At 33.5% G+C, this 25,736-nt stretch carries 25 protein-coding genes and 1 other RNA gene; 22 read left to right on the top strand and 4 right to left on the bottom strand.

Annotated features, from left to right (window positions below):
* The gene (locus tag OEA66_RS08970; protein WP_267281050.1) at positions 1-189 is read right to left on the bottom strand and encodes a hypothetical protein; all 189 of its coding nucleotides are present in this window, start codon (positions 187-189) and stop codon (positions 1-3) included.
* Between the two features lie 221 nt (positions 190-410).
* Here OEA66_RS08970 and OEA66_RS08965 point away from each other — a divergent pair, with 221 nt between their 5' ends.
* From OEA66_RS08965 to OEA66_RS08950, 4 genes are all read left to right on the top strand, one after another.
* On the top strand, positions 411-1,289 hold the full coding sequence (locus OEA66_RS08965; protein ID WP_267281049.1) for an alpha/beta hydrolase: 879 nt from the start codon (positions 411-413) through the stop codon (positions 1,287-1,289).
* A 203-nt stretch (positions 1,290-1,492) separates the two neighbouring features.
* Positions 1,493-2,521: a nucleoside hydrolase gene (locus tag OEA66_RS08960; protein WP_267281048.1), complete on the top strand. Its 1,029-nt coding sequence runs from the start codon at positions 1,493-1,495 to the stop codon at positions 2,519-2,521.
* A gap of 15 nt (positions 2,522-2,536) precedes the next feature.
* Positions 2,537-4,996, top strand: coding sequence for a glycoside hydrolase family 3 C-terminal domain-containing protein (locus OEA66_RS08955; protein ID WP_267281047.1), 2,460 nt, complete (start codon positions 2,537-2,539; stop codon positions 4,994-4,996).
* Positions 4,997-5,251: 255 nt separating this feature from the next.
* The gene (locus OEA66_RS08950) at positions 5,252-6,673 is read left to right on the top strand and encodes a sugar MFS transporter (protein ID WP_267281046.1); all 1,422 of its coding nucleotides are present in this window, start codon (positions 5,252-5,254) and stop codon (positions 6,671-6,673) included.
* Positions 6,674-6,758: 85 nt separating this feature from the next.
* On the opposite strand, the gene OEA66_RS08945 is transcribed toward OEA66_RS08950, so the two are convergent.
* Positions 6,759-7,901 carry a hypothetical protein gene (locus tag OEA66_RS08945; RefSeq protein WP_267281045.1) on the bottom strand — a complete coding sequence of 381 codons (1,143 nt, stop codon included), beginning with the start codon at positions 7,899-7,901 and terminating at the stop codon, positions 6,759-6,761.
* A 362-nt stretch (positions 7,902-8,263) separates the two neighbouring features.
* Here OEA66_RS08945 and OEA66_RS08940 point away from each other — a divergent pair, with 362 nt between their 5' ends.
* From OEA66_RS08940 to OEA66_RS08915, 6 genes are all read left to right on the top strand, one after another.
* Positions 8,264-8,959: a DUF6261 family protein gene (locus OEA66_RS08940; RefSeq protein ID WP_267281044.1), complete on the top strand. Its 696-nt coding sequence runs from the start codon at positions 8,264-8,266 to the stop codon at positions 8,957-8,959.
* A 174-nt stretch (positions 8,960-9,133) separates the two neighbouring features.
* The gene (locus OEA66_RS08935) at positions 9,134-10,354 is read left to right on the top strand and encodes a hypothetical protein (protein ID WP_267281043.1); all 1,221 of its coding nucleotides are present in this window, start codon (positions 9,134-9,136) and stop codon (positions 10,352-10,354) included.
* A gap of 6 nt (positions 10,355-10,360) precedes the next feature.
* Positions 10,361-11,269, top strand: coding sequence for a leucine-rich repeat domain-containing protein (locus tag OEA66_RS08930; protein WP_267281042.1), 909 nt, complete (start codon positions 10,361-10,363; stop codon positions 11,267-11,269).
* A gap of 81 nt (positions 11,270-11,350) precedes the next feature.
* The gene (locus OEA66_RS08925; protein ID WP_267281041.1) at positions 11,351-11,860 is read left to right on the top strand and encodes an FKBP-type peptidyl-prolyl cis-trans isomerase; all 510 of its coding nucleotides are present in this window, start codon (positions 11,351-11,353) and stop codon (positions 11,858-11,860) included.
* Positions 11,861-11,939: 79 nt separating this feature from the next.
* Positions 11,940-12,944: a peptidylprolyl isomerase gene (locus OEA66_RS08920; RefSeq protein ID WP_267281242.1), complete on the top strand. Its 1,005-nt coding sequence runs from the start codon at positions 11,940-11,942 to the stop codon at positions 12,942-12,944.
* 99 nt (positions 12,945-13,043) lie between these two features.
* Positions 13,044-13,619 carry a hypothetical protein gene (locus tag OEA66_RS08915; RefSeq protein WP_267281040.1) on the top strand — a complete coding sequence of 192 codons (576 nt, stop codon included), beginning with the start codon at positions 13,044-13,046 and terminating at the stop codon, positions 13,617-13,619.
* 39 nt (positions 13,620-13,658) lie between these two features.
* On the opposite strand, the gene OEA66_RS08910 is transcribed toward OEA66_RS08915, so the two are convergent.
* Positions 13,659-14,024 carry a hypothetical protein gene (locus tag OEA66_RS08910; RefSeq protein ID WP_267281039.1) on the bottom strand — a complete coding sequence of 122 codons (366 nt, stop codon included), beginning with the start codon at positions 14,022-14,024 and terminating at the stop codon, positions 13,659-13,661.
* A gap of 321 nt (positions 14,025-14,345) precedes the next feature.
* Here OEA66_RS08910 and OEA66_RS08905 point away from each other — a divergent pair, with 321 nt between their 5' ends.
* The 7 genes from OEA66_RS08905 to OEA66_RS08875 all read left to right on the top strand — a co-directional run bounded on the left by OEA66_RS08905 (position 14,346) and on the right by OEA66_RS08875 (position 20,275).
* Positions 14,346-15,182, top strand: coding sequence for a 1,4-dihydroxy-2-naphthoyl-CoA synthase (locus tag OEA66_RS08905; protein ID WP_034676149.1), 837 nt, complete (start codon positions 14,346-14,348; stop codon positions 15,180-15,182).
* Positions 15,183-15,205: 23 nt separating this feature from the next.
* Entirely contained in the window at positions 15,206-15,901 is a 696-nt protein-coding gene (locus tag OEA66_RS08900; protein WP_267281038.1) for a hypothetical protein, read from the top strand.
* Positions 15,902-15,981: 80 nt separating this feature from the next.
* Complete coding sequence (locus OEA66_RS08895) at positions 15,982-16,530, top strand: PH domain-containing protein (protein WP_267281037.1); 549 nt, start codon at positions 15,982-15,984, stop codon at positions 16,528-16,530.
* Positions 16,511-18,010, top strand: a complete 1,500-nt coding sequence (locus OEA66_RS08890; protein WP_267281036.1) for a PH domain-containing protein — start codon at positions 16,511-16,513, stop codon at positions 18,008-18,010. The genes OEA66_RS08895 and OEA66_RS08890 overlap by 20 nt, the downstream gene beginning before the upstream one ends.
* 62 nt (positions 18,011-18,072) lie before the next feature.
* Positions 18,073-19,002, top strand: coding sequence for a 1,4-dihydroxy-2-naphthoate octaprenyltransferase (gene menA, locus OEA66_RS08885; RefSeq protein ID WP_267281035.1), 930 nt, complete (start codon positions 18,073-18,075; stop codon positions 19,000-19,002).
* A 10-nt stretch (positions 19,003-19,012) separates the two neighbouring features.
* Positions 19,013-19,459 carry an SRPBCC family protein gene (locus OEA66_RS08880; protein ID WP_267281034.1) on the top strand — a complete coding sequence of 149 codons (447 nt, stop codon included), beginning with the start codon at positions 19,013-19,015 and terminating at the stop codon, positions 19,457-19,459.
* 129 nt (positions 19,460-19,588) lie between these two features.
* Positions 19,589-20,275 carry a metal-dependent hydrolase gene (locus OEA66_RS08875; protein WP_267281033.1) on the top strand — a complete coding sequence of 229 codons (687 nt, stop codon included), beginning with the start codon at positions 19,589-19,591 and terminating at the stop codon, positions 20,273-20,275.
* 64 nt (positions 20,276-20,339) lie between these two features.
* Here OEA66_RS08875 and ffs read toward each other — a convergent pair.
* Positions 20,340-20,436: signal recognition particle sRNA small type (gene ffs, locus OEA66_RS08870), an RNA gene on the bottom strand.
* Between the two features lie 132 nt (positions 20,437-20,568).
* Here ffs and OEA66_RS08865 point away from each other — a divergent pair.
* From OEA66_RS08865 to OEA66_RS08845, 5 genes are all read left to right on the top strand, one after another.
* Positions 20,569-21,165: a DUF4199 domain-containing protein gene (locus tag OEA66_RS08865; protein WP_267281032.1), complete on the top strand. Its 597-nt coding sequence runs from the start codon at positions 20,569-20,571 to the stop codon at positions 21,163-21,165.
* Between the two features lie 17 nt (positions 21,166-21,182).
* Entirely contained in the window at positions 21,183-22,133 is a 951-nt protein-coding gene (locus OEA66_RS08860; RefSeq protein WP_267281031.1) for a glycosyltransferase family 2 protein, read from the top strand.
* Positions 22,134-22,674: 541 nt separating this feature from the next.
* On the top strand, positions 22,675-23,160 hold the full coding sequence (locus tag OEA66_RS08855; RefSeq protein ID WP_267281030.1) for a hypothetical protein: 486 nt from the start codon (positions 22,675-22,677) through the stop codon (positions 23,158-23,160).
* A 7-nt stretch (positions 23,161-23,167) separates the two neighbouring features.
* Positions 23,168-23,869 carry a GIN domain-containing protein gene (locus tag OEA66_RS08850; protein ID WP_267281029.1) on the top strand — a complete coding sequence of 234 codons (702 nt, stop codon included), beginning with the start codon at positions 23,168-23,170 and terminating at the stop codon, positions 23,867-23,869.
* A gap of 133 nt (positions 23,870-24,002) precedes the next feature.
* The gene (locus OEA66_RS08845) at positions 24,003-25,718 is read left to right on the top strand and encodes a phospho-sugar mutase (protein WP_267281028.1); all 1,716 of its coding nucleotides are present in this window, start codon (positions 24,003-24,005) and stop codon (positions 25,716-25,718) included.
* The last annotated feature ends 18 nt before the right edge of the window (positions 25,719-25,736 follow it).

Below are 25,736 nucleotides of genomic sequence, written 5' to 3'. Positions count from 1 at the left end.
TTAATTGATGTCTTGAGACCGGGCATTATGTGCGGTCTCATTTCTTTTTACTAGAATATTTTGGGCAGCTTTTCCGCCTTCCGTTCCCGCTTTTTTGTCATTGCGAAGAAACTGAGTCAACAAGTTGAACTTTTCAGCAATCGCAATAACAAAAAGAGCTCCACTCAAGTCGGGCTGCGTGAGATTCACTGTTAAAATTATTGAGATAAGTCAACGGCATTTTTGTCATTCCGTAGGAATCTCAATAATGATATTTGAAATACTGAGCTTAGATTCCTACGGAATGACAACCAAACTGTTATCTAATTGTTTGTCTTTGCTAAGTAGAACGCCTTTGCGAACTTAAAAACAGCGAATTGCTAAAAAAAATCTTAGCGCACTTTGCGTTTAAAAATTAAAATCAAATCAAAATGAAAAAATTAATCATAGCAAGTGCATTCCTTTTAGGATTAAGCACCATCAACGCTCAAAAATCAATTCCATTATACAAAGGAAAAGCGCCGGGAACAGAAAACTGGACGCAGAAAGAAGCGCAGCAATTTAATGAATTGTTCAAAACCGAAGTCGTTTTCAACGTCGCGCAACCTTCAATGTTATTGTTCGAAGCTGATAAAGCGAAAGCCAACGGAACGGTAATCGTTGTTGCTCCGGGTGGCGGTTTTCAAAGTTTATCCATCAACAGAGAAGGAATTGATGTTGCCAAAAAATTAGCAGAAAACGGAATCACAGCAGTCGTTTTAAAATACAGATTATTGGAAACAAAATCCAACGACCCGGCCAAAGAAATGATGGAAAGCATCAAAGACCGAAAAGCTTTTGATGCAAATACAGCTCCTATCAAGGAAATGGCAGGAGAGGACATCAAAACCACAATTACTTACATCAGAACCCACGCCAAAGAATTGAATATCAATCCTGAAAAATTGGGGGTTATCGGGTTTTCTGCTGGGGCAAGTGTAATTCTGGAAAGCGTTCTTCACAGCAAAGATGCTTCAACGTTACCAAATTTCGCAGCTTCTATTTATGGCGGACCAAGTCAGGAGATTTTAGACACGGAAATACCTAAAGCATCGCTTCCATTATTTATTTGTGCTGCAAGTGATGACCAATTGAAACTCGCTCCGAAATCAGTTCTGTTGTACAACAAATGGCTCGAAGCAGGACAGCCCACCGAACTTCACATCTACGAAAAAGGCGGTCACGGTTTCGGAATGGGAAAACAGAATCTGCCTGTTGACAAATGGTCTGATGTGTATTTAGACTGGCTGAAATTTCACAAGTTTTTATAAACCTTAAAATTTAACCACAAAAGTCACAAAAGCTTTATTAATTGTAAAGTTTGAACACTAAACTTTTTAAAGAGCATAAAACCTTTTGAAAATCTTTGATTTTCAGCTAATGTGTTCTTTTATTTTCAAAGTTTTAAAACTTAAATCTGATGTGACTAATGTGTCAAAAAACTTTTGTGCCTTTTGTGGTTCAACCTAAAAGAATGAAATCATTTTTTAATATCGTTTCTTTTTTTGCGGCAATGGCTGTGTCCGCACAGTCGTCTCCCGTGATTTCAGAAATGGATAAATACGTAAAACCTCGCTATCGTGTCATTGTCGACAACGATTTTGGTGGCGACCCCGACGGATTGTTTCAGCTCGTTCATCAGATTCTTTCGCCTTCTACAGAAATAAAAGGAATTATCGGTTCTCATCTGAAACCAGGCGACCCGTTTGATAAATCAAATATTACCGCGGAAAATGCTGTGAAGAAAGTCAACGAAATGTTGGAAGTAATGAGTTTGAAAAACAGATTCAACGTTCTGCAAGGTTCCAATGACCAATTGAAGGATTTGAAAACACCCAATGCTTCCGAAGGTGCAAAAGCCATCGTTGCAGAGGCGATGAAGGAAGATGTAAAGAATCCTTTATTCGTGGTTTGCGGCGCAGGTTTGACAGAAGTGGCGAGCGCTTATTTAATCGAACCAAAAATCGCTGACAAAATTGTTGTCGTTTGGATTGGAGGTCCGGAATATCAAGATTTGGCAACGCCACCTCCAGGTTACACACCTTTAGAATATAATTTAGGAATCGATATCAAAGCAGCACAGGTTGTTTTCAACGAATCGAATTTAAATATTTGGCAAATTCCGAGGAATGCTTACCGACAGACTTTGATGTCTTACGCAGAACTCGTAACGAAAGTTAAACCAGAAGGAAAAACCGGAGCTTATCTGACCAAAAAAATCGAGGATTTAATGGAAATGGTTCAGAAATTCAATCTGAAAATCGGGGAGACTTATATAATGGGAGATTCACCTTTGGTTTTGCTTACGGCTTTACAATCATCATTTGAAGCCGACCCGTCATCGAGTTCTTACGTTATCAAAAATGCTCCGAAAATCAATGATAATGGACTTTACGAATACAATCCGAATGGAAGAAACATTAGAGTGTACACCCAACTCGACACTCTATTAATGTTCGAAGATTTCTACTCAAAACTAAAATTATTCAATAACAAAAAGTAAAAAAAATATAGAATTATGCAGAAGAATATATCAACGCTGATAGGACTTTCTCTGAAAGCAAAATATTCAGGATTATTCCTGGCTTTATTGGCGGCATCGCCGTTTGCGAATGCGCAGACTAAAAATGCAACGGTAACGGTTGACGGAAAAACATTTAAAGATTCCAACAAAAACGGGAAATTAGATGTTTGGGAAGACACAAGACTTTCTGTTGACAGAAGAATCGACGCCATCATCAAGCAAATGACCAACGAAGAAAAAGTGAATCTATTAATAGGAACCGGAATGCCAGGAATCGAAGTACTGACAGGTCCTGTTGGAGATTCAAAACAAGGTTTGGTTCCAGGAGCTGCCGGTGGAACAGATTCTTTTGACAGATTCGGAATTCCTGCGACGATTGTTGCCGATGGTCCGGCTGGTTTGAGAATTCAGCCAACAAGAGATAATGATTCAAAAACGTATTATGCAACAGCATTTCCTGTGGGAACTGCATTAGCTTCAACTTGGAATAAAGATTTGCTGGAAAAAGTTGGAAAAGCAATGGGGAATGAAGTGAAGGAGTATGGAGTCGATGTACTTTTGGCTCCAGCTCTCAACATTCAGAGAAATCCATTGAACGGAAGAAACTTCGAATATTACTCTGAAGACCCTTTAATTTCAGGGAAAACTGCTGCTGCTATTGTAAACGGAATTCAGTCTCAAGGTGTCGGAACTTCCATCAAACACTTCGCTGCGAACAATGAGGAAACCAACCGTTTGACCATCAATGCACACGTTTCTGAAAGAGCGATGAGAGAATTGTATCTGAGAAATTTTGAAATTACGGTGAAAGAATCTCAGCCCTGGACGGTGATGTCGTCTTACAACAAACTAAATGGCGTTTACACTTCAGATTCTAAAGATTTACTGACTCAGGTTTTGAGAAATGAATGGGGCTTTAAAGGTATTGTAATGACCGACTGGTTTGGAGGTTTCCCGGGATTTGAATCGATTAAAGACGGCGGAATTTCCGATGTGGTAAAACAAATGAATGCAGGAAATGACCTGTTAATGCCGGGAATTCCGGCGCAGAAAAAAGTATTGTTGGAAGCTTTAAATTCCGGTAAATTGTCTCAGGACGTAGCAAATTTAAATGCAAAAAGAATTCTGGAATATATTTTCAAAACACCGACTTTCGCACAGTATAAATACAGCGATAAACCTAACTTAACGCAAAATGCAGAAGTGACGAGAAACGCTGCTGCAGAAGGAATGGTTTTGCTTAAAAATGAGAAAAATGCGTTGCCATTTGCCGATAAACAGAAAGAAGTTTCATTATTCGGAGTGACTTCTTATGCCTGGATTACAGGCGGAACGGGAAGTGGAAGTGTCAACAACAAACACACGGTTTCTTTATTGGAAGGCTTAAATGCAGCTGGCTACAAATTAGACAAAGAATTGGTTGATTTGTACAAACCTCACGCGGAAAAAGAAGTCACAGCCGAAAAAGAAAGAAGAAAAGCAAGAGGAATTTTAGCATTGCCTGAAAGACTTCTTGAAATGAAAATGGATGATACATTCATCGCTAAAAAAGCAGAAACTTCAGAAATTGCTTTCGTAACTTTAGGAAGAAACTCCGGAGAAGGCGGCGATAGAGTGGTGAACGAAGATTTCAATCTGGCAACGGAAGAAATCGAAATGCTGGATAAAATCTCCAAAGCATTCCACGCAAAAGGGAAAAAAGTCGTGGTAATTTTAAATATCGGTGGCGTCATCGAAACGGCTTCGTGGAAAGACAAAGTCGATGCTATTCTTTTGGCTTGGCAGCCAGGTCAGGAAGGCGGTCATTCCGTAGCTGACGTCGTTTCCGGAAAAGTAAATCCTTCAGGAAAACTGACGATGACTTTTCCCGTCAATTATTCTGACCACGCATCAGCAAAGAATTTCCCTGGCGTTCCTGTCGATAATCCGAAAGAAGTGACGTATGAGGAAGGGGTCTATGTGGGTTACCGTTATTTCAATACCTTCAATGTGAAACCTTCTTATGAATTTGGTTTCGGTAAATCTTATACCGACTTTGCTTACAGCAATTTAAAACTGAATTCTAAAACTTTCAATAATAAATTAGAAGTAACGGTTGAAGTTAAAAATACCGGAAAAGTGACAGGAAAAGAAGTGGTAGAATTATACCTTTCCGCTCCTAACCAATCCATCGACAAACCTAAATCTGAGTTGAAAGCCTACGCCAAAACAAAAGATTTAAAACCCGGAGAATCTCAAACCATCACTCTGACTTTAAATCCGAAAGATTTGGCTTCTTACATCACCGCAAAATCCGCTTGGGTTGCAGAAGCAGGAAATTACAAAGTGTCTGTAGGAGCGTCTTCATTGGACATTAAACAGACTGCAGATTTCTCGCTACCAAAAGAATTGGTGGTGGAAAAAGTGCAACACGTTTTCCCTGCTGATAAAAAGTTTGAAGATTTGAAACCTTAATTGTTAAATAACAACAGCTTAATTTGAAGGGAAAATTCGTCAATTCGAGTGATTTTTGCCACAAAGTGGAAAAATTGTATCGATAATTTTAGTCTAAAAAAAATGATTCTCGATATAAAATTCTTTCAGAATTTCACTCGAATTGACGGATTCTGGCAATAAAATGTGAACAATTAGTATAAAATTTATTGTCTCAAATTAAGATAATATCAACAAAAGAGGTTATCTTTAACCTCTTTTTTAAATTAAATGTATATGATCAAAAATGAAGTAAAGTCAAAGAGGAATTATACCGTTCCATTGATTACCATTACGCTTTTATTTTTTATGTGGGGATTCATTACATGTATGAATGACATCCTTATTCCATACCTGAAACAGCTCTTCAATCTGACCTTCTTCAAATCAATGTTGGTGCAGTTCTGTTTCTTCGGAGCTTATTTTATAGGTTCATTAATTTACTTTTTAGTATCCACAATAAGTGGTGATCCCATTAACAAAGTAGGGTACAAAAAAGGAATTTTATTCGGAATTTTCCTTGCAGCATTTGGATGTATTTTATTTTATCCCGCAGCAACGTTCTCATCTTACGGAATGTTTTTAGGAGCATTATTCGTTTTAGGATTAGGCTTTACGGTTTTGCAAATTACCGCAAATGCTTATGTTTCACTTTTGGGTTCAGAAGATTCGGCATCGAGCCGACTAAATATGACGCAGGCGTTCAACGCATTCGGGACAACAATTGCTCCTGTGTTAGGCGGTCATTTGATCTTTGAATTTTTCTCTGCCGATGATGGTTCGTTCTCTGCGGTGGCAACGAGAATTCCTTATCTGATTTTTGCGGGAATTTTATTACTGGTGGCTTTATTGATTTCTCAGGTAAAACTTCCTTCTTTTCAGAGTGAAGAAGAGGAAATTGTAAAAGGTTTGGGAGCACTTCAGTACCCGCATCTTTTGTTCGGAGTTTTGGCGATGTTCTGTTACGTAGGTGGGGAAGTAGCGGTGGGAAGTTTCATTATCAGTTTCCTTGAGCAGCCTCAGGTTATGAACCTTAATGAAGTAGTCAGCAAAAACTATCTTTCTCTGTATTGGGGAGGTGCAATGATCGGCCGTTTCCTGGGAGCAATTTCTTTAAATCATTCAATCAGTCAGACGAAGAAAGCATTGTATATGTTGGGAGCTGCAGCAGCGGTTTTCTTAGTAATTTTCAGCATTGTTGATTTGACGTTTTCACAAATTAGTTTCTTTTTAGTATTTATTGTTTTAAATTTTGCTGCATTTTTTGTAGGAAAATCTGCTCCGGCAAGAACTTTATCTATTTTTGCAGGAATCAATGTTTTGTTATTGATTTCGGCGATGTTAAATCATGGCGAACTGGCAATGTACAGCATTTTAGGAATTGGAATTTTCAACTCGATTATGTTCTCTAATATTTATACTTTGGCGATTTCAGGATTAGGAAAATATACCAGCCAAGGTTCATCATTGGTGGTAATGGCGATTTTAGGAGGTGCGATTGTTCCTATTTTCCAGGGATATTTAGCCGATATTTTCGGGGTTCAGAATTCATTCATCATTCCTGTTTTTTGTTATGTGTTAATCTTGATTTTTGGTGCGTACTGTACCAAATATTTAGGGCATGTGAAACAGGATGCGGATGCGAAATCTGGACATTAAGATTTTTAATTTTATATATGTAAAAACCTGCTGTTGAGCAGGTTTTTTTTTGTTTAACACACAATTTTATATCAAAACATCTATTTTAATCAAAATAAATTTTAGCAATAAATTCTTTAACTTTTTGTAAAGGATAATCCGTATTTTCCAAATTGTAATATTGCTGATAATTTAACTCTAAATTATGTAAATAATTATCTGTCTGAAAAATTTCAGTTCCAATACTTTTATTCATTTTGCTAAAACTTTCTAACATATCTTTGTAATATGGTGTTTTATAAATATCATATAAACTTTTAAGATGAGGAATAAAATTATTAAAAAACTCAATCTGTAAACTTTGAAAATCTACACCTTTTTGAGAGAAAATTTCATTTGGAATAATAAAATTTCCCTTTTCATCTCGATTATGAATAATTTTTAAATATGACAAAAGAGAACTATGAGTATTTAATTTTTCATCAATAAAAACGTCACCCATTTTTTCATCTAATTTTAATCCAACTTCTGTTAAATTTTTGTATTTTGATGTTGAATGTTTTTTGAATGTATCACGAGATTCATTTAAAAACTCATTATAAAATTCTATTATATTTAATACCTCAATGAAATCATCCTCCCAATCAATACTTGGATATCTTTCATTAAAATAATAAACTATAGAATTATAAATTTCGCGAAATTCCAATTTCTCAAAATATTTAAAACTAGAATCTGTAGAATATCTTAATATGTTACTTCCTAATAGAAAATTTCTTTCTTCTTCAATAAATTTCTTTGCAAACCTTCCATTCTCTTCAAAATAAACAATCATTGATTCTATTAAAGTTTTGAAGATTTTTAGATTGGTTTGGTAGTACTTTATAACCTCTGATTCTTTTATGTCCTTCTCTCTGGTTAGCTTTGAAACTTCATTATCTAAACTTAAATTAAAAATCTCCTTTTGGGATTTATTAGCTTTATATTGAATATAAAAAGCAAGAAATGTTAACATTGATGCAGTTATAGCAATTATTGGATTTAATGTTCCCCCTATGCTATCACCAATTTCATTTGGATTTAATAGTTCTCCATCATTATTTCTATTTTTAGGTACAGAAATAATTAAATTATTCATTCCATAATATTGATAAATATAATAAAATGAATAAATCAACAAAACGACACTAAGTAGAATAATAAACAATAGTAAGAAGTCTTTTTTTTCGTTATACTTTTTAAGTTCCATAGTTTTTATTATTAAATGAGGATAAGATAAAATATTTTTCTTTCAAGCAGTAAAAATAAAAACTAACTAATTCAAAACCTCAAGTATTTCTACGGAAAATTTAACCATTCAAAAGCATCCGTTTCAAACCACACAACTCCTCCTTCAGTCTCAAACAAACCGTTGGTAACCAAACAACTTTTACTTTTGTTTCCCGCAAACTGTTGGTAACAAAACACAATTAGCGGAAGTCTCCCGCAGTTTGTTTGAGACTAAACACAAAATTGTTTTGTTTCCCACAAAATGTTTGGAACAAAACAACATTTTATTTACATTTAAAACCTGTAATTATTATATTATTAACAATTAAAACACATTTTTGTATGAAAATTATATTATCAAAACTGAGTACCAAAGATTTGGCTACTCTTTCTCAGAGATTGATCAATTCTTCAGAATCAGGAAATTTCCCTGTAATCAGCAATCATCCTTTGCTTACAGAACTCAAAACGATGTATGCAGACTACGATGAGGTTTACACCAAACAAATCTACAGCGGTAAAGGAGTGAGCGTTGCCGATGCAGACGCAGAACGAGACAATGCTTTCAAAGTCTTGAAAAACTTTCTGAACGGTTACCGAAAAATGACGACTTTATCCAACTTTCAGTTTGCCAAAGATCTCTATCAGATTTTCAGACTCTACGGAATAGATATGGACAGAGAGAGTTATTCAACCCAAACCGCTCAAATGAAAAAACTCATCGAAGATCTTGAAAAACCTGAAAATATTCAAAAACTCAATACGCTATCACTGGTAGCTGCTTTTAATAACATGAAATCTAAACATGAGGCTTTCGAACTGATATTTGCCGAACAGGCTGGAGCAAATGCCCAACTCAGACAGATGAAAAGTGCAACGGCAATCCGCAGAGATTTAGAGAAAACAATAAAATCTTTTCTCAACATCATTACCGCCATGAAAGACGTCCCAGACTGGAAACTTTTATACCTCGATTTAAATGAACAGGTAAAAGCTGCGAAAAATTCTACGCAAAATAAACCTATAAACAACAGCTAATCGAATTGCAAAAATTCCCCTCCAAAGGAGGGGTGTCAAAAATTCGAAGAATTTTTGACAGGGTGGTTACATAAAAAACGGGAATCTCTAAAGGTTCTCGTTTTTATTGAACATTTGTCCACATTAAATAATTTTTACAATTTTGTCGTCGTTCAAAAACTCATCATTCATTGTATGACCATAAAAACTATACTTTTTAAAACTCAGATTATTGTTGGACTTTCCGCTGCAGCAATCAACTTTGCACAGAATACCAATATTAATAATGATAAAGATTTTAAACTCAACAGCAACTATTTTCCGATAGATAATAATTTTGCAAAAGCAGGAGTGGAAACGAAGGACGGCTACCTCATTGCAGGGCAAAATTTTGTAGAAGAAGATAATACCCAACACAATTCCGCCATCATTAAAATCGATAAGACCGGAAAACTGATGAAGAAAACCACGCTTGGAGAAAATAAAGATTACAAGAAAGAATCTTTTATGAAAACGGTTTACAGCATCAATAATAACAGATTTATACAATTAGGCTCAAAGAAAATAGATGACCGTGCCTATTTATGGCTGAGAGAAATTAATGATAATCTTGATGTATTACAGGACAAATTAATAGAATCTGTATCTGCAAGTGTTACCCAGGATCCTATGGTTTTTAATATAAAAGACGGCTTTTATGTTATTTCAGACTCTGGTTTTTATCGTGATCTTGAGCTGAATGTTACTTTTATCTCGAACGATTTACAGAAAATAGACAATCATGTGATCAGCTATATCGAACCTCCGTTTGATTTCTATAATAAATATGATTTTTCGGCATCGTTGGTCAACAATAAGCTGTATATCATTACCAACGGCGTCGACGAAAGAGATAAAGAAAATATTTATGCCACCAAATACAAAACGTATATTCTGGAATATGATCTCTCAACACACAAAATTACAAAGCATAAAAAAATATCTGAATCAGATTTTCTGAGTAGAAAAGTAATTGTGCACAAAGACCTGATTTATGTTGCAGGCATAAAATATACAGATGAACTTACAGCGAAAAAGATTAACATAAGAAATGCCACTGTGAAAGTTTTTAATATGAACTTTGAAAAGGTAAAAGAGTTCAACTACATTCCTTCTCCAGACAAAGGAAAATTTACAGAAATGCTTTATGACGCCGCAATTGTAAATGATGAGTTACATATGGTAGGTGAAATGCACCAAACCGGAACTTCTTCTGTATATCTGAAATTTGATTTAAATGGAAAACTGTTAGAAGACAGACTTCTGAAATACGGTTCTACTTATGCAGAAAACAGACTCTTAAAAATTGTACCTCTAAAAAATAATGATCTCATGCTTCTCGGAAAAGGCGAAGGTTGGAGAGTTATCGTCAAATAAAACACTATGAAATATTTACAAATTTTATTGTTGCTTTTAATCGGTGTATCTCTTAATGCACAAACTCAAAAAAAGAATGCAATAGTTGATCAAAACTTATTGAAATATCTTCTTTCCGCCAACGAAGAAAACAGTATTGCTGTAGATTCTTCCTATCAGTCTTTAAAACTTGATGCCAACAAAGACGGAATTATTTCAGCTGCAGAAGCAGAAAAAATTACTCAGCTGAACATTGAAAAAACACCAGTTGTTACCTTAAAAGGAATTGAAATTTTTAAGAATCTTAAAACGCTGATGATTAAAGCAGAAACGCTGAAAGATTTAAATGGTGTTGAAAATCTAAAAAATTTAGTTTATCTCGATTGTGGATTTAATAAATCTCTCGGTCAGCTTTCATTTAAAAATATGCCTAAATTAGAGTTTATTGATTGCAGTTGGTCTTCTCTGAAAAAACTTGAACTTGTAGGCCTTCCCAATCTGAAAAGACTTCATTGTGGAACTAATGATTTAATATCACTTGATTTATCTCAAACTCCTGCACTTACGGATTTGGTTTGTGAAAGCAACCAACTTACAGAAATCTCCATTAATCATTTAAAAAATCTAAAAATTTTACGTTGCGAAAATAATTTTCTTAGAAATCTTGAGATGACCAATCTGAAAGATTTGGAAAGAATAGACTGCTCTTATAACGAAATATCACGTTTAAATTTTGAGAACTTTAAACAGCTTACCGAGATCAACTGTTCTTACAACAGGATAAAATACCTTAATACAAAAACCACCGGGAAACCTTTAACCTATTTTAAAATAGAAGGGAATCGATATATCAATACATTTTGTTACAATGATTTTGATAAAGAGCTTATCACTGCAAACAACATAGAAAAAATTAATCTGAATACCTGTAAGTAAAATTAAATCTCAGTTTTATTTCAATAAATTCAACAACTTTTGTTATTGATTCCCGAAATGCTTATTTTCGCAAAAGTTTTTATGAAAAAATTAGTCTTCATATCCGTTTTAAGCTTATTCAGCTGTAAAAGAAATAATCCGGTGCATCCTCCGGTTGGTGGCGTTTTGAGCCAAAGTGATCTTGATGTTTCCAAAAACCGTATGAAAAATCTCAATACGATTGAAAGACAGCAAATTCAGGATTGGATTAAAGGTCAGAACATAAAGTTCTTCCCGACACAATTAAATTATTGGGCAACTGTTGACGGTTTAGACAAAAGAGAAAGAAGACCTGATGATTCTCCGGTTTCGTATTCTTACGATCTTTACGATTTTGATCAGACTAAAATTTATGATAAATCTATAAGCAGAAATGATGCAAGATTCGGACATTTTGATGAGCTTAAAGCCGTAGAAAATGCACTCCGATATATGCAGAATGGAGAAGAAATAACCCTTCTCGTTCCTTCCTCATTAGCTTACGGCACTTATGGTGACGAAAATAAAATTGATAACGATATTCCTTTAATTATAAAATTAAAAGTTCTGTAAAATGAAATTCTTAAACAAAAATATAATCTTAGCAGCGGCAAGCATTTCGCTTTTAAGCTGTACCCCAATTTATAAGAAAATGAACGTAGACAAAGAAACTTACGAAGGGCTTAAAGACGGACTTTATGCTAATATTCAGACTACAAAAGGTAACCTGATTGTAAAGTTTGAAGACAAAAAATCACCGGTAACTGTGGCTAACTTTGTTGGTCTTGCAGAAGGTAAAATTGATAATAAATCTAAAGCGAAAGGAGTTCCTTTTTATGACGGAACAATCTTCCACAGAGTAATTAAAGATTTCATGATTCAAGGTGGTGATCCAAAAGGAACCGGAACCGGAGATCCTGGATATAAATTTGAAGACGAGAAAAACGACCTTAAACATACAGGAAAAGGTATTCTTTCTATGGCGAATTCAGGACCAAACACAAACGGTTCTCAGTTCTTCATTACGGAAGTTGCTACACCTTGGTTAGACGGAAGACACACTATTTTCGGATCTGTAGTAAGCGGAACGGAAACGATTGATGCAATCGCTGCTGTAGAAAAAGGAGCTCAGGATAAGCCAAAAACTGACATTGTACTTGAAAAAGTAAGTATTTTCAGCAAAGGTGATGAGTACAAGAACTATGATGCTGCAAAAACTTTCAACGAAGGAAAAGATAAAATTGCTGCTAACAACAAAGCAATGGCTGAAAAAGCTGAAGCTGAAGCAAAGAAAGCTTTAGAAGAATTAAAAGCTGGAATGCAGGTTACAGAATCTGGTCTTTACTATAAAATCACTAAGAAAACCGACGGAAAATCTGCAAAAGCAGGAGATAACGTTCAGGTACATTATGCTGGTAAACTAACAAATGGTACTGAATTCGATTCTTCATTCAAAAGAAACGAACCTCTTGAATTCCCTGTAGGAACTGGAAGAGTAATCAAAGGTTGGGACGAAGGTATCTTATTATTAAAAGAAGGTGAAACGGCTACTTTATTGATTCCACCTGCAATGGGTTATGGAGCTAATGGAGCAGGAGGAGTAATTCCGCCAAACGCTTGGTTAATTTTCGATGTTGAATTGGTAAAAGTACCTTAATCAACACTGATAAAAATATTTGAAACCGTCTTGTAAAGGGCGGTTTTTTTATTACTTTTAAATCTTTAAACCTCAATATTTTTTTTAAAATAATTTAAAATGAAGACAAGATTCATCACTACATTATTCATATTTATTTCTCTATTTTGTTTTGCCCAGACAAAGACTAATACAGACGATCAGGCAATTAGAAAATCGATGGTTTATTTTGTGAACACGATTAAATATAAAAAGCTGGATCAAACGGTTGACAGTATTTATCCCAAATTTTTTACGATTGTAAAAAAGGATCAGTTCACTCAAATGCTGAATATGACCTACAATAATCCATTTGTAAAGATTGATGTTTTGGATATGAAATTTATTTCAGTCGGAAAACCGGAATTGATTGAAGGAGAAAATTTCTCAATCTCAAGTTATTATTTAAAACTGAAAGCAGATGTAAGCTCGATGAGTGAAGAAATGAAAAAGTCTATTTCAGAAATGCTTACCAAAAAATACGGTAAAGGAACTGTAGAATACTTGGCTAAAGAAAGAGCTTATGTAATCAACGCTCCCATGAAAATGGTTGCCGTTTCGAAAGACAAGAAAAACTGGAAAGTCGTTTTTGCAGATAAAGAATATAAAAAGCAATTAGAAAAAATTCTTCCTAAGAAGATTTTGGATAAATTGTAAAATTGAAAAAGCCGATTCGTGAGGGTAGGCTTTTATTTTTTAACGATGCAAAATAATTTTCTCTGGAACTTCTTCACAGTTTTTATTAGCCAGAAAATGAATTAACGAATCTTTTTTAATCAAAAATTTTGAATTTTTAAATTCTATGAAAAATTTATTTGAAGCTGGAGATTCACACTCTAAATTTGTTTTGTAGATTAATTCATCTGTAAGAGCATGTGAAGATTTACATTTTTCAATAAAAGGAAATACGTAAAAACACTCATTTGGCATAATGGAGTTAAGAATTAAAGAGTCTTCTCTTATATTCCAGTTTCCATGGGAAAAAGATTCTGCAATATGACCAACACTTTTATAAGTGAAAGTTTTATCAGTATTAAAAATCAAAACTTCTCCTGTTTGCATCGTATCACTTTTGATTTTCCACTGACCATGTATTTTGGACATATCAAAAGGAATATTTTTCTTGCAGGAAAATAAAACGAAATGTATAATAAGCGAATAAATAAAAAGTTTGAAAATTTTCATTGATTAAATTTTTCTTTAGGCAATTTACTTAAACAAACTTTATATTCTTGAATTATTTCAATAAAAACCGTCCTTTTCAGATAGGAAACGAATTGACAACACATTACTTATTACCAATTACTCATTACTTATATTTCAACAAAGAGTATCACAAAACTCTCTCCCTAATTCCGTATATTTGGGGAAAATTTTTACAAAATGATCGAGTGGAAAACCGTAAAGGAATACGAAGATATTACTTATAAAAAATGCAACGGTGTGGCAAGAATTGCCTTCAACAGACCGGAAATCCGTAATGCTTTCAGACCAAAAACAACTTCAGAATTGTATGATGCTTTTTATGATGCATCAGAAGATCCGTCAATTGGCGTGGTTTTGCTTTCAGGAGAAGGACCAAGTTCTAAAGACGGAGTTTGGGCTTTCTGTAGCGGAGGCGACCAAAAAGCAAGAGGTCAACAAGGTTATGTAGGCGAAGACGGAAGACACCGTTTGAATATTCTGGAAGTTCAAAGATTGATCCGTTTTATGCCAAAAGCGGTAATTGCAGTTGTTCCGGGTTGGGCAGTTGGTGGCGGTCACTCACTTCATGTAGTTTGTGATTTAACTTTAGCAAGTAAAGAACATGCAATTTTTAAACAAACCGATGCTGATGTAACGAGTTTTGATGGTGGTTACGGTTCTGCTTATTTGGCGAAAATGGTAGGTCAGAAAAAAGCACGTGAGATTTTCTTTTTAGGAAGGAATTATTCTGCCCAGGAAGCTTTCGATATGGGAATGGTGAATGCAGTAATTCCACACGATGAGCTTGAAGATACCGCTTACGAATGGGCTCAGGAAATTTTAGCAAAATCTCCAACTTCTATCAGAATGCTGAAGTTTGCAATGAACCTTACTGACGACGGAATGGTTGGCCAGCAAGTTTTTGCCGGTGAAGCAACCCGATTAGCATACATGACAGAAGAAGCAAAAGAAGGCAGAAATGCTTTCCTTGAAAAAAGAAAACCGGATTTCGGAAAAGATCAGTGGATTTCTTAAATATAAAGAATGGGTAATAGGTAATGAGTGATTTCATTACCTATTATTTTGTAATTTTAGGGAAGTCTAAATTAATTGAAATGAGAAAGCATAAAAAAATATATTATGTTGCCGGAATGATCAGTGCGCTTATAATTCCTCTTTTATTTCTGTATTATGCAAATCCTGTTTATAATCAAATGAACATGAGAGTATTGGATATTGGACTTCCTTATAAAGCTAAAAAGGGGGAGAAAATTCCAGAATATACGCAAGTTCCGAAAGAAGGTTGGACTTACAAAACAATCAATGTAAAGCCTGGTTTTGATACAAAAACTGAAGAAAATTTCATCAAAGAAATTAATAAGTTAGCAAAAAATGATATTGATCAAACCGGTATAAGATTTCAGCTTTCCGACAAAAATGTTTACGCAGATATCGTTAATTTACTCAACATCTCATTAAAAACAAAACAGGAAAGATATGGTTTTGATATGGATGAAACCAATAGTTTTTACGTTCTCTACCGAAAAGCAGATAATGATGTTTTTTACGGAATAGATGGAAGAATAGGTTGTGGAACTGGATTATTTGATATGAATGACTACAATTACAGAACATCAAACTTCTGGAACAAACTTATTCACTATTCTCCAAAAGAATCGTATTATCTTATTTTCGGCTTTCTAATGTTAATTTACTGTGCTATGCTCAGACCAAAACTAAGTTTTAATATTTAATTTATCTTTCCTAATAATTTGCAGATATTAATGATAAAAAATCTGCGTCATCTGCAAAATCAGCGAGAGCTTTTCACATTATGAATCAAAACTTTCAAAACCATCAGATTTTTGACCTAGAAATTCCTGATTTTAGTGATTTAAAACTGACAGCGGTCTCGCCAAAATACCTTAAGATTATTTTATTGAATATTGCTTTGTTCTCTATTTTTTTAGTTGGCATCGTTAGTATCGCTTTTTATTTCTTTTATTTTGATCTAAGTGAAATTCAGTTTTGGGCAATTATTATCGGAGTTTTTGTGATCATTGCTTTTCTATTTCTAAATACTTTAATCGGTTTTAAATTCAGAAAATATGCAATTCGTGAGCACGATTTAGTATATCAACACGGCTGGTTGAAACGAACTTTAATGATTGTTCCTTTCAATAGAATTCAGCACATCAAAGTAGAGCAGGGTTGGTTTTCTAAAATCTTACAGTTAAAATCAGTTTCTGTTTTTACAGCAGGTGTCAATGGCGGAGATCTCACTATCAATGGTTTACCGGAAGAAGTTGCAGAAGGAATCAATAATCATATCCGTGGAAGTATTTTAAAGGAAAATAGAGAAGATGGAGGAGAAAATGCATAATTCTTTTTTTCAGCCTCAAAGACAATCCAAAACCGGTATTGTTCTCCTTTTCCTATACAATGTTGGAATGGTCATCAAAAGTTTATGGGTTTTTGTCATTCTTTTTTTCGTGAAAAAAGATAGGGTAGAGTCATGGATGATTATTCTTGCGATTCTTGCGGGACTCGCTGTTTTAATTGTTGCTGCAGTTTTACAATATTATAATTTTAGATATTACATCGACAAAGAAAACGAAGAGTTTGTTATCCATGAAGGAATAATCAATAAATCGGTTACTAAAATTAAAAAAGAAAATATTCAGGAAGTTAATATTTCTCAACCTTTTATACATCGGTTTTTTAATATTTATAAACTTGAAATCGATACTCCCGGAAGTTCTGAAAAAGAAGTGAAAATTTCGGCTTTGACAAAACAAAATGCGGTTGATTTAAAGAAATACCTACTAGCAGAATCAAAACTCGAAAATACTTTAGAAGAAAGTATTGAAATCACCAAAAATGAGACTGTTAAGAATGTTCGTTGTTTTAAAATTTCTACACTGAGTATTTTAAAATATGGCATTACTGCCAATTATATTCAAAGTTTTTTGGCGTTGGTAAGTTTGCTGATTTACGGTTTTTCTGAAATCAATAATTTGCTACAAAAAGTAGAAATTGATATAAAATTGGATTATGACACCATCGAATCTCAGTTTCTTGCTTTCTCAATTCCTATGATTTTGGGAATTGTTTTAGCTGTAATTATTTTAGGTATCATTATTAATTCGGTTAAAACTTTAATCAAATATTTCAATTTTAAAATCACCGAAAACAATCAGAGCTTTTCTTTTGAATATGGTTTGTTTACGACTCGAAATTCAATCGTTAATAAATCAAAAGTTCAGGTCATTACTGAAACTCAGAACTGGATTCAGAAAAAAATGAAGATTTCTTTTGTGAAATTTCTTCAAATCGGTAAAAACGAAGAAGAGAAAAATATTTCTGCCGTTCCCGGAATTTCAAATGATGAAAAGGCAAAATTAATTTCTACAATTTGGAAAGAAAATCCTGTTTTCGAAAATTGTTTAAAGCCAAATTTCAGATTAATCATTGTCAATACTTTTCAGTTTATCATTTTGCCTTTGGTTTTATTTTTCATTATTGATGAAAATTTATTATTAAAGTATTGGTTCTTAACGATTATTTATATTGTTATAGTTGAAATTTTCATCCTGATTTATTTCAAAAACTTAAAATTATTCTATAGCGAAAGATTTATCCGATTAAAATCAGGAATTTGGGACATTGATAACCGAACTTTCGAGATAGAAAAGCTTCAGACTGTGAAAATTTCTCAGTATTTTTGGCAAAGAAAAACAAACTTGGGAAGTATCACTTTTTATACCTCTGCTGGACGATTCAAAATAGTTGCTTTAAACTTTATAAAGCTTAAAAAATTGTTGAATTACTGCATCTATAAAATAGAGATACAAAAAAAATAAATGGTGATTAATTAATGATGATCAATATATCATTAATCAATTATCTCTTATCAATTACAATTATGAACGATTGGATAAAAGCCGCAAGGCTTAGAACATTGCCGTTATCATTAAGCGGAATTATAATGGGCTCTTTCATTGCAAAATGGAGACTCAAAGAAGATGGAGGAATTTGGGATTGGAAAATCTTTGCTTTGGCACTTTTAGTGACTTTACTGTATCAGGTTTTATCAAACTATGCGAATGATTACGGAGATGGCGTAAAAGGTACTGATGCGAAAAGAATTGGGGAAGCTGAAGCTAGAGCGGTCGCATCAGGAAGAATTACAGCAAAACAAATGAAAAATGCAGTGATTTTGTTCTCAATTTTATCTTTTGTAGCAACAATTGCCCTTTTATACATTGCTTTTATACCTGAATATATGAATGAATTTTATATTTTTATCGGATTGGGAGTAGCAAGTATTTTGGCGGCAATCGGCTATACAGTTGGTAAAAAACCTTACGGATATATGGGATTGGGTGATGTTTTCGTATTTATATTCTTTGGTTTGGTTTCGGTTTGCGGAAGTTATTTTCTGTTTACAAAAACGTTTTCTTGGGATATTCTTTTACCGGGAACAGCGATTGGAATGATGAGTATGGCAGTTCTTAATCTGAATAACATGAGAGATATTGAAAGCGACAGATTATCAGGAAAAAATAGTCTTGCATTGAGAATAGGATTTAAAAATGCAATGATCTATGAAATGGTTTTATTACAACTTCCTTTAATTCTGATTCTTGTGTTTTTAGGAATTAATAATTTTATTCAGATGCAAAATTATTACGTGTTTATTGTAATGATTTTGTTGATTCCGATTATGAAACTTAGAAGAAACATTATGGCTGTAAAAGAACCAAAACAACTCGATCCATTTTTGAAACAGGTAGGAATTACGACTTTGATGATGGCTGTTTTAACGGCTATAGGTCTTAATTATTTCAGTTAAATTTTCTGTTATGGAAACTAAAATATTTGTTCAAGCTCAAATGTTAATCAGAAAACCAATCAATGAAGTTTTTGAAGCATTTATAAATCCGGAAATCACAACCAATTTTTGGTTTACCAAATCAAGCGGAAAGCTAGAAGAAGGCAAAACAATTCTTTGGGAATGGGAAATGTGCGGTGCGAAATCTGAAGTGAAAGTTCATCAGATTATTCCAAATCAACTGATAAAAACACAGTGGGGAAGTCCTGCAACCAACGTTGATTATGAATTTAAAGAAATGGAAAAAGGAACTCTTGTCATCATCAAAAGTTACGGATATTTTCAAATCGAAGACGACCTTTTAGCAATAATCAATGATAATACGGGAGGTTTTACAACAGTTTTAGATGGTTGCAAAGCCTATCTTGAACATGGAATTAACCTGAGATTGATTGAAGATAAATTTCCATCGAAATAGTTTTCAAAACTTTGCTGAGTGAAACGCCTTTGCGAACTTAAAAACGTCGAATCAATTAAAAAAAACTTTGTGCTCTTTGCGTTTAAAATAAAAAATATTTTTTAGCAATATTCAAAAAATAAATTAAAAATGAAAATACAATACTTAGGACAAAACTGTTTCTTGTTCACGTATAAAGACAAAACGATTTTATGTGATCCTTTTTATAATTACAAAAAAGCAGAATCAGGTTTTGATATTACAGCTCAGAAAATCGATTATATTTTGTTGACTCACGCTCATGGAGATCATATTGCTGATGTAGGAGAAGTTTTGCAACATTATCCTGAAGCTACAATTATCGGTCAACCCGAAATCTGTGCTTATTTTAAAAATGCTAAAAATACAGATGATGTGAACTTAGGAGGATCAGCAAAAATCGATGATTTAAAAATTTCTATGGTTCCGGCTCATCATACAAGTTCGTTTCCTGACGGAACTTATGGTGGAGTTCCTGTAGGGTATATTTTCAGACTTCCGGAAGGGAAAAATGTATATTTAGCTGGAGATACCGGAGTAATGGCAGATATGCAGTTGTTTTCGGCTTTGTACGGAAATTTAGACTTATCAATCCTTCCGATTGGTGGGCATTACACGATGTGTGCTAGAAAAGCAGCTTTCGCAGCTTCAGAATTATTAAAAACTCCGAAAGTTATAGGATGTCATTTTGATACTTTCCCAGCAATTGAAATTAATCATGATAGCGCAACGAAACATTTTGCTGATAAAAATATAGAACTAGTTTTACCTAAATTGGGCGAAAGCTTCGATATATAAACAAAAAAAAGAGATTAAGTAATTTTAATAAAATCATCTTAATCTCTTTTCTATAAAATAAAAAAAATGGCAAGCTACCTAAATCACACCGCTCAACCAATTACCTTTGCTGCGTTCCCACCCTGGAGGATTCTCAGGAGCTGGTTGTTTAGGACTTGCCGTTGCAAAGATAGGAACTTATTTTAAACTTAAAAATATTATTACAGAAAAAATCTTCAAAAAAGCCTTTATTAAAGCTAAAACGCTGAAATTTAGACCAATATTTTTTAAGAAATTTTCTAAAAATCAGAATTATGACGAAAAGTCCAGTTACCTTAGGAATTTTACTTTATGCCATTACAATGGTTATCTTTTTTGTAGTGTATTCTTTCTTTTCAGGAGTTGAATATTTTGATACTACATTGAAAGTCAATGCGTTTGTTTTACCTGTTCTCTACGTTTTATTTGCCTTTTGGTCTGTAAAATCTCACTGGAATAAACATCAAATGAATTTTAAAGAAGCTTTTAAAAGAGCTTTCGTTCCAATGTTTATTGGCGGAATTTTATCGATTGTAAGCATTTTCACCTTCTTAAATTTCATCGATATTGATGCAAAAAAACTGTTGAACTATCAATATGTGGCAAGACAAAAATCTGAATTAGACAAAGAATATCAGTCTGCAAAGCAAATTTTAAAGCATCAAAAAGACATTGACGAATTGGAGCAGAAATATCAGGAAAGTCTTCAGAGGTTTGATCCTGCAACAATAAAAAACAAAGATATGTTGACACTGAGTCATTTTTCGGGATATTTTGCAGCAATACTTATATTTTACGTAGTTTTGTCTGTCTTTTTCGGGGCGTTTTTCAGAAAGAAAACAAACCATCAGGAAGTCGTTAATCAAGCATAATTTTTTATTAAAATTAAATGAATTTATCTATAGTTATTCCGTTACTGAACGAGGAAGAATCTTTGGAAGAACTTTTTTCAAGAATTGATAACGTTTGCAAAACCAGCAACTTCTCATATGAAGTTTGGTTTATCGACGACGGAAGTACAGACTTATCGTGGAGCATTATTGAGAATCTGAAAGTGCAACATCCTCAAATCCACGGAATAAAATTTTCCAAAAATTATGGAAAATCGCAAGCTTTACACGCAGCTTTTGCAAGAACCAACGGTGATGTAATTATTACAATGGATGCCGATTTACAGGATTTTCCGGAAGAAATTCCTGAACTGTACAGAATGGTGATTGAAGATAATTATGATATCGTTTCAGGTTGGAAAAAGAAACGTTTTGACAATGTGATGACCAAAAATGTACCTTCAAAACTGTTCAACGCAGCAGCAAGAAAAGTTTCCGGAGTGTATTTACATGACTTCAACTGTGGTCTGAAAGCATATAAAAAACAAGTCGTAAAATCGATTGATGTTTATGGCGATATGCACCGCTACATTCCTGTTTTGGCTGCTAATGCAGGTTTCAGAAGAATTACAGAGAAAGAAGTTCCGCATCAGGCTAGACCTTACGGTACTTCAAAGTTCGGAACCGAAAGATTCGTTCGTGGATTTTTAGATTTGGTAACACTTTGGTTTGTAAGCAGATTTGGAGGAAGACCAATGCATTTTTTCGGAGCTGTTGGAACGATTATGTTTATCGTCGGTTTTCTTTCTGCGTTTTGGCTGGGAGTTTCAAAATTAATCGATGTTGCAAGAGGAATTTACGGACATTTGATTACGAATAATCCTTGGTTTTTTATTGCTTTAACGATGATGTTGATGGGAACTTTGCTTTTCATTGCAGGATTTTTAGGCGAAATGATTATCAGAACCAACAGAGAACATAAGAATTATAATATCGACGAAGTAATCTAGAATGATTAAAAAAGTAATTCTGATATTAATAAATGTTTTAATTATCTTTTTCTTCATAGGATTGTATTGGCAATATTTCAGAGTAATAGAATCTGTTACGGAAGTTGCTAAGAAAAAGGCTTTTATATTTTTAATACCCGCTTTACTTTTTGTATTCAACTATTATTTTGAAAAGCATATCGTAAAAAGTCAGAAATTTATTTTAACCAAAATTTTGATAGCGATAGATTCGGTTATTCTTTTATATTTGATAGGGTATCCAATATTTACAGAAAATTTTACTTGAATGAATTAAAATGAGCAATAAAACTTGTCTGAATTGCGATCATTTTCTCTCCGGTGAGTATTGTTCTCATTGCGGACAGAATTCAGACACGGCAAGAATTACAGTTAATTCGCTCATTAAAAATGATATCCTAGATTCGATTTGGCATGTTGAAGCTAAATTTTTCTCAACTTTAAAAGATATTTATTTCATTCCGGTAAAACGGCGATTGATTATATTTCAGGAAAAAGAATCAGATACAACAATTTTATATCGTTGTTACTGATTCTTTTTGGTTTTAATGTTTTGAGTTATCATTACTACGAGCAATTTAATCCGGCTCAGGTTCTTTCAGATGATATTTCAAATGTAAAAGATTTTTTCTCAAAATATTCCAAAATAATACTGTTTGTCATCATTCCGATGTTGGCAATTAACGGATATTTGATCTTTAAAAAATTAAAGCTCAACATTGCAGAGCATTTTATCATTGCAACTGTTAGTCTTTTAGGAATTTTAATCTTATTTTTGTTGAGTGATATTGTAGGTCTGATAGGTTTATGGAAACCTGTTTCAAAGATTTTCAATTTCATCGACAAAATTATATTCGGTCTTTCTATTCTCTTTCCGGCAATTACTTTTTGGAATGCTTTCAAAAAATCATACTCAAAACCAGGTTTACTTTGGAGAGTATTGGCTTTGTATGTTTTAATGGGAATAGAAATTTTTGTAATTTTTGCAGTTTTATATCAACTATATTAGTTTGAAAATGAAAAATACAGTGTATACTTTATTATTGTTGGCAGTGGTTTCTTGTGGTAAAATTTCTCCTAAAGGAAATTTGGAAAAGAAAGAAATTGATGTAGAAGAATTTGTAAACCTTGATTTGGAAGGAAAGTTTCGTGTATTTTATGCAAGAGGACCTAAAAATTTTGTAGAAGTAGAAACTTATCCAAATATTGCAGATAATCTGAATATTGATGTGGATGATAAAACACTCTCAATTAAAGAAAGTAGAGGGGTAAAAGGGATAGATTTCTACAATGTTACGATTTATTCAAAATATAATCTAGAGAAAGTTTCGCTTTCAGATTCTGTGGAAATGAACATTTCTAGTGAGATTAAAACCGATAATTTTAGATTAAATTTAAAAAATTACGCTACTTTTATGGGTTCAATAAACTCAAGAAGAGCAGAAATTGACATGAGAAACAGAAGCCGCGCTAATTTTTTAGGTGAAACGAAAGATGCGGTTATAAAAATATCTGATACAGCAAGTTTAATAGCACCATATTGGAAGATTGTTAATCTTAATATAGATTCTCAAAACGGAAATTATGCGGAAGTTAACGTTAAAGATTCATTGAAAGGAAATGTAAAAAACACAGCGAAGTTTGTGTATTATAATGATCCAATCAGAGCTTTTAAAATTGAGAAAACAACTAAGGTTGAAAACAAAAAATTAAATTAAACTATATGTCATTCTAAGCGAAACGAAGTGGAGAAAAGAATCTCTTTTAAAAAATAGATTTCTCGTTCCTCGAAATGACAATGAAGAAAAATTCTTATTAAATTCAAACTATAAAAACGGACAAAATACAAATATGACAACATTAGAAAAAGCACAGCTTTGGTTAAGTGATACATTCGATAAAGAAACAAAAGATGCTGTTCAAACTTTAATCGACAGCAATTCTCCGGACCTGGAAGATTCTTTTTACAGAGAATTAGAGTTCGGTACAGGAGGAATGAGAGGAATTATGGGTGTAGGAACCAACCGTTTAAATAAGTACACGTTAGGTCAAGCAACACAAGGACTTGCGAATTATATGTTACAGCAATTTCCAGGTGAAGAAATCAGTGTTGCAATTGCTTATGACGTACGAAATAACTCAAAAGAATTTGGGAAATTAGTGGCAGATGTTTTAACGGCAAACGGAATTAAAGTTTTGTTGTTTAAAAATCACAGACCAACTCCTGAATTGTCTTTTACCGTGCGTGACAGAAAATGTAATGGAGGAATTGTATTGACAGCTTCTCACAATCCGCCAGAATATAATGGGTATAAAGTTTATTGGAATGACGGAGCGCAAATCGTTCCGCCACATGACGAAGCGATTATCAATGAAGTATATTCTGTGAAATTTGAAGAAATTAAATTTGACGGAAATGATGATTTAATCGAGTGGATCGGAGAGGAGCAGGATGAAGTGTACATCGATGCCTGTATTGAAAACTCTACCTACCAAGATGTTGAAAAAGGAAATTTAAATATCGTTTTCACATCAATCCACGGGACGACTTATACAACTGTTCCGAAAGCTTTGGAAAAGGCAGGTTTCAAGAAAATCGATTTGGTTAAAGAACAGATGATTCCAAGTGGGAATTTCCCGACGGTAGATTCTCCAAATCCAGAAGAACCTGCAGCTTTGGAAATGGCAATGGATTTAGCTAAAATTACTAATGCAGATATCGTTATCGGAACAGATCCTGATGGAGACAGATTGGGAATTGCTGTCAGAAATTTAGAAGGCGAAATTCAGTTATTAAACGGAAATCAATGTAACACGATTTTGACGTATTACATTTTAGACCAATGGAAAAAACAAGGTAAAATCACCGGAAAAGAATTCATCGGTTCTACGATTGTAACTTCAGATATTTTCTTTGACATTGCTAAAAAATTCGGTGTTGACTGCAAAGTTGGATTAACTGGCTTCAAATGGATCGGAAAAATGATCCGTGATTTTGAAGGTCAGGAAAAATTCATTTGCGGTGGTGAAGAAAGCTTCGGATTTATGACCGGAGATTTCGTTCGTGATAAAGATTCGTGCGGAAGTATTGTTTTGGCTTGCGAAATTGCAGCTTGGTGCAAAGCCAACGGAAAAACAATGTATGAATATCTGATTGAAATTTATCAGGAAACCGGAATGTACTATGAAGGTTTAATCAATATCGTTAAAAAAGGTAAAGACGGAGCGGAAGAAATTCAGAATATGATGAAGAATTTCCGTGAAAATCCACCGAAATCATTGGCTGGTTCTTTAGTTGAAGAAGTTAAAGATTTTAAAGAGCAGACCAATTTCGTTGTTTCTGAAAATGAAAAACACGTCATGGATGATATTCCAAAATCTAATGTGTTGATTTATTACACTCAAGACGGAACAAAAGTTTGCGTAAGACCTTCAGGAACAGAACCTAAAATCAAATTTTATGTTTCTGTTAAAGAAAATATTACATCAAAAGAAGATTTTGAAGAGACTTTAAAATCTTTAGAACAAAAAATAGAAGAAGTAAGAAAAGATCTTCAGTTGAATTAATATAATTAGATTTTAGAT

The organism is Chryseobacterium luquanense (assembly GCF_026460945.1).
In the GTDB taxonomy this organism is placed as follows: Bacteria; Bacteroidota; Bacteroidia; order Flavobacteriales; family Weeksellaceae; genus Chryseobacterium; species Chryseobacterium luquanense.
This window is presented reverse-complemented; position numbering and strand designations above follow the sequence as displayed.

Bases quoted from the DNA above. Each gene is read 5' to 3' on its own strand.
- OEA66_RS08965 (WP_267281049.1), top strand. From the start codon at position 411: ATGAAAAAATTAATCATAGCAAGTGCATTCCTTTTAGGATTAAGCACC.
- OEA66_RS08960 (WP_267281048.1), top strand. From the start codon at position 1,493: ATGAAATCATTTTTTAATATCGTTTCTTTTTTTGCGGCAATGGCTGTG.
- OEA66_RS08955 (WP_267281047.1), top strand. From the start codon at position 2,537: ATGCAGAAGAATATATCAACGCTGATAGGACTTTCTCTGAAAGCAAAA.
- OEA66_RS08950 (WP_267281046.1), top strand. From the start codon at position 5,252: ATGATCAAAAATGAAGTAAAGTCAAAGAGGAATTATACCGTTCCATTG.
- OEA66_RS08945 (WP_267281045.1), bottom strand. From the start codon at position 7,901: ATGGAACTTAAAAAGTATAACGAAAAAAAAGACTTCTTACTATTGTTT.
- OEA66_RS08940 (WP_267281044.1), top strand. From the start codon at position 8,264: ATGAAAATTATATTATCAAAACTGAGTACCAAAGATTTGGCTACTCTT.
- OEA66_RS08935 (WP_267281043.1), top strand. From the start codon at position 9,134: ATGACCATAAAAACTATACTTTTTAAAACTCAGATTATTGTTGGACTT.
- OEA66_RS08930 (WP_267281042.1), top strand. From the start codon at position 10,361: ATGAAATATTTACAAATTTTATTGTTGCTTTTAATCGGTGTATCTCTT.
- OEA66_RS08925 (WP_267281041.1), top strand. From the start codon at position 11,351: ATGAAAAAATTAGTCTTCATATCCGTTTTAAGCTTATTCAGCTGTAAA.
- OEA66_RS08920 (WP_267281242.1), top strand. From the start codon at position 11,940: ATGAACGTAGACAAAGAAACTTACGAAGGGCTTAAAGACGGACTTTAT.
- OEA66_RS08915 (WP_267281040.1), top strand. From the start codon at position 13,044: ATGAAGACAAGATTCATCACTACATTATTCATATTTATTTCTCTATTT.
- OEA66_RS08910 (WP_267281039.1), bottom strand. From the start codon at position 14,024: ATGCAAACAGGAGAAGTTTTGATTTTTAATACTGATAAAACTTTCACT.
- OEA66_RS08905 (WP_034676149.1), top strand. From the start codon at position 14,346: ATGATCGAGTGGAAAACCGTAAAGGAATACGAAGATATTACTTATAAA.
- OEA66_RS08900 (WP_267281038.1), top strand. From the start codon at position 15,206: ATGAGTGATTTCATTACCTATTATTTTGTAATTTTAGGGAAGTCTAAA.
- OEA66_RS08895 (WP_267281037.1), top strand. From the start codon at position 15,982: ATGAATCAAAACTTTCAAAACCATCAGATTTTTGACCTAGAAATTCCT.
- OEA66_RS08890 (WP_267281036.1), top strand. From the start codon at position 16,511: ATGGAGGAGAAAATGCATAATTCTTTTTTTCAGCCTCAAAGACAATCC.
- menA (WP_267281035.1), top strand. From the start codon at position 18,073: ATGAACGATTGGATAAAAGCCGCAAGGCTTAGAACATTGCCGTTATCA.
- OEA66_RS08880 (WP_267281034.1), top strand. From the start codon at position 19,013: ATGGAAACTAAAATATTTGTTCAAGCTCAAATGTTAATCAGAAAACCA.
- OEA66_RS08875 (WP_267281033.1), top strand. From the start codon at position 19,589: ATGAAAATACAATACTTAGGACAAAACTGTTTCTTGTTCACGTATAAA.
- OEA66_RS08865 (WP_267281032.1), top strand. From the start codon at position 20,569: ATGACGAAAAGTCCAGTTACCTTAGGAATTTTACTTTATGCCATTACA.
- OEA66_RS08860 (WP_267281031.1), top strand. From the start codon at position 21,183: ATGAATTTATCTATAGTTATTCCGTTACTGAACGAGGAAGAATCTTTG.
- OEA66_RS08850 (WP_267281029.1), top strand. From the start codon at position 23,168: ATGAAAAATACAGTGTATACTTTATTATTGTTGGCAGTGGTTTCTTGT.
- OEA66_RS08845 (WP_267281028.1), top strand. From the start codon at position 24,003: ATGACAACATTAGAAAAAGCACAGCTTTGGTTAAGTGATACATTCGAT.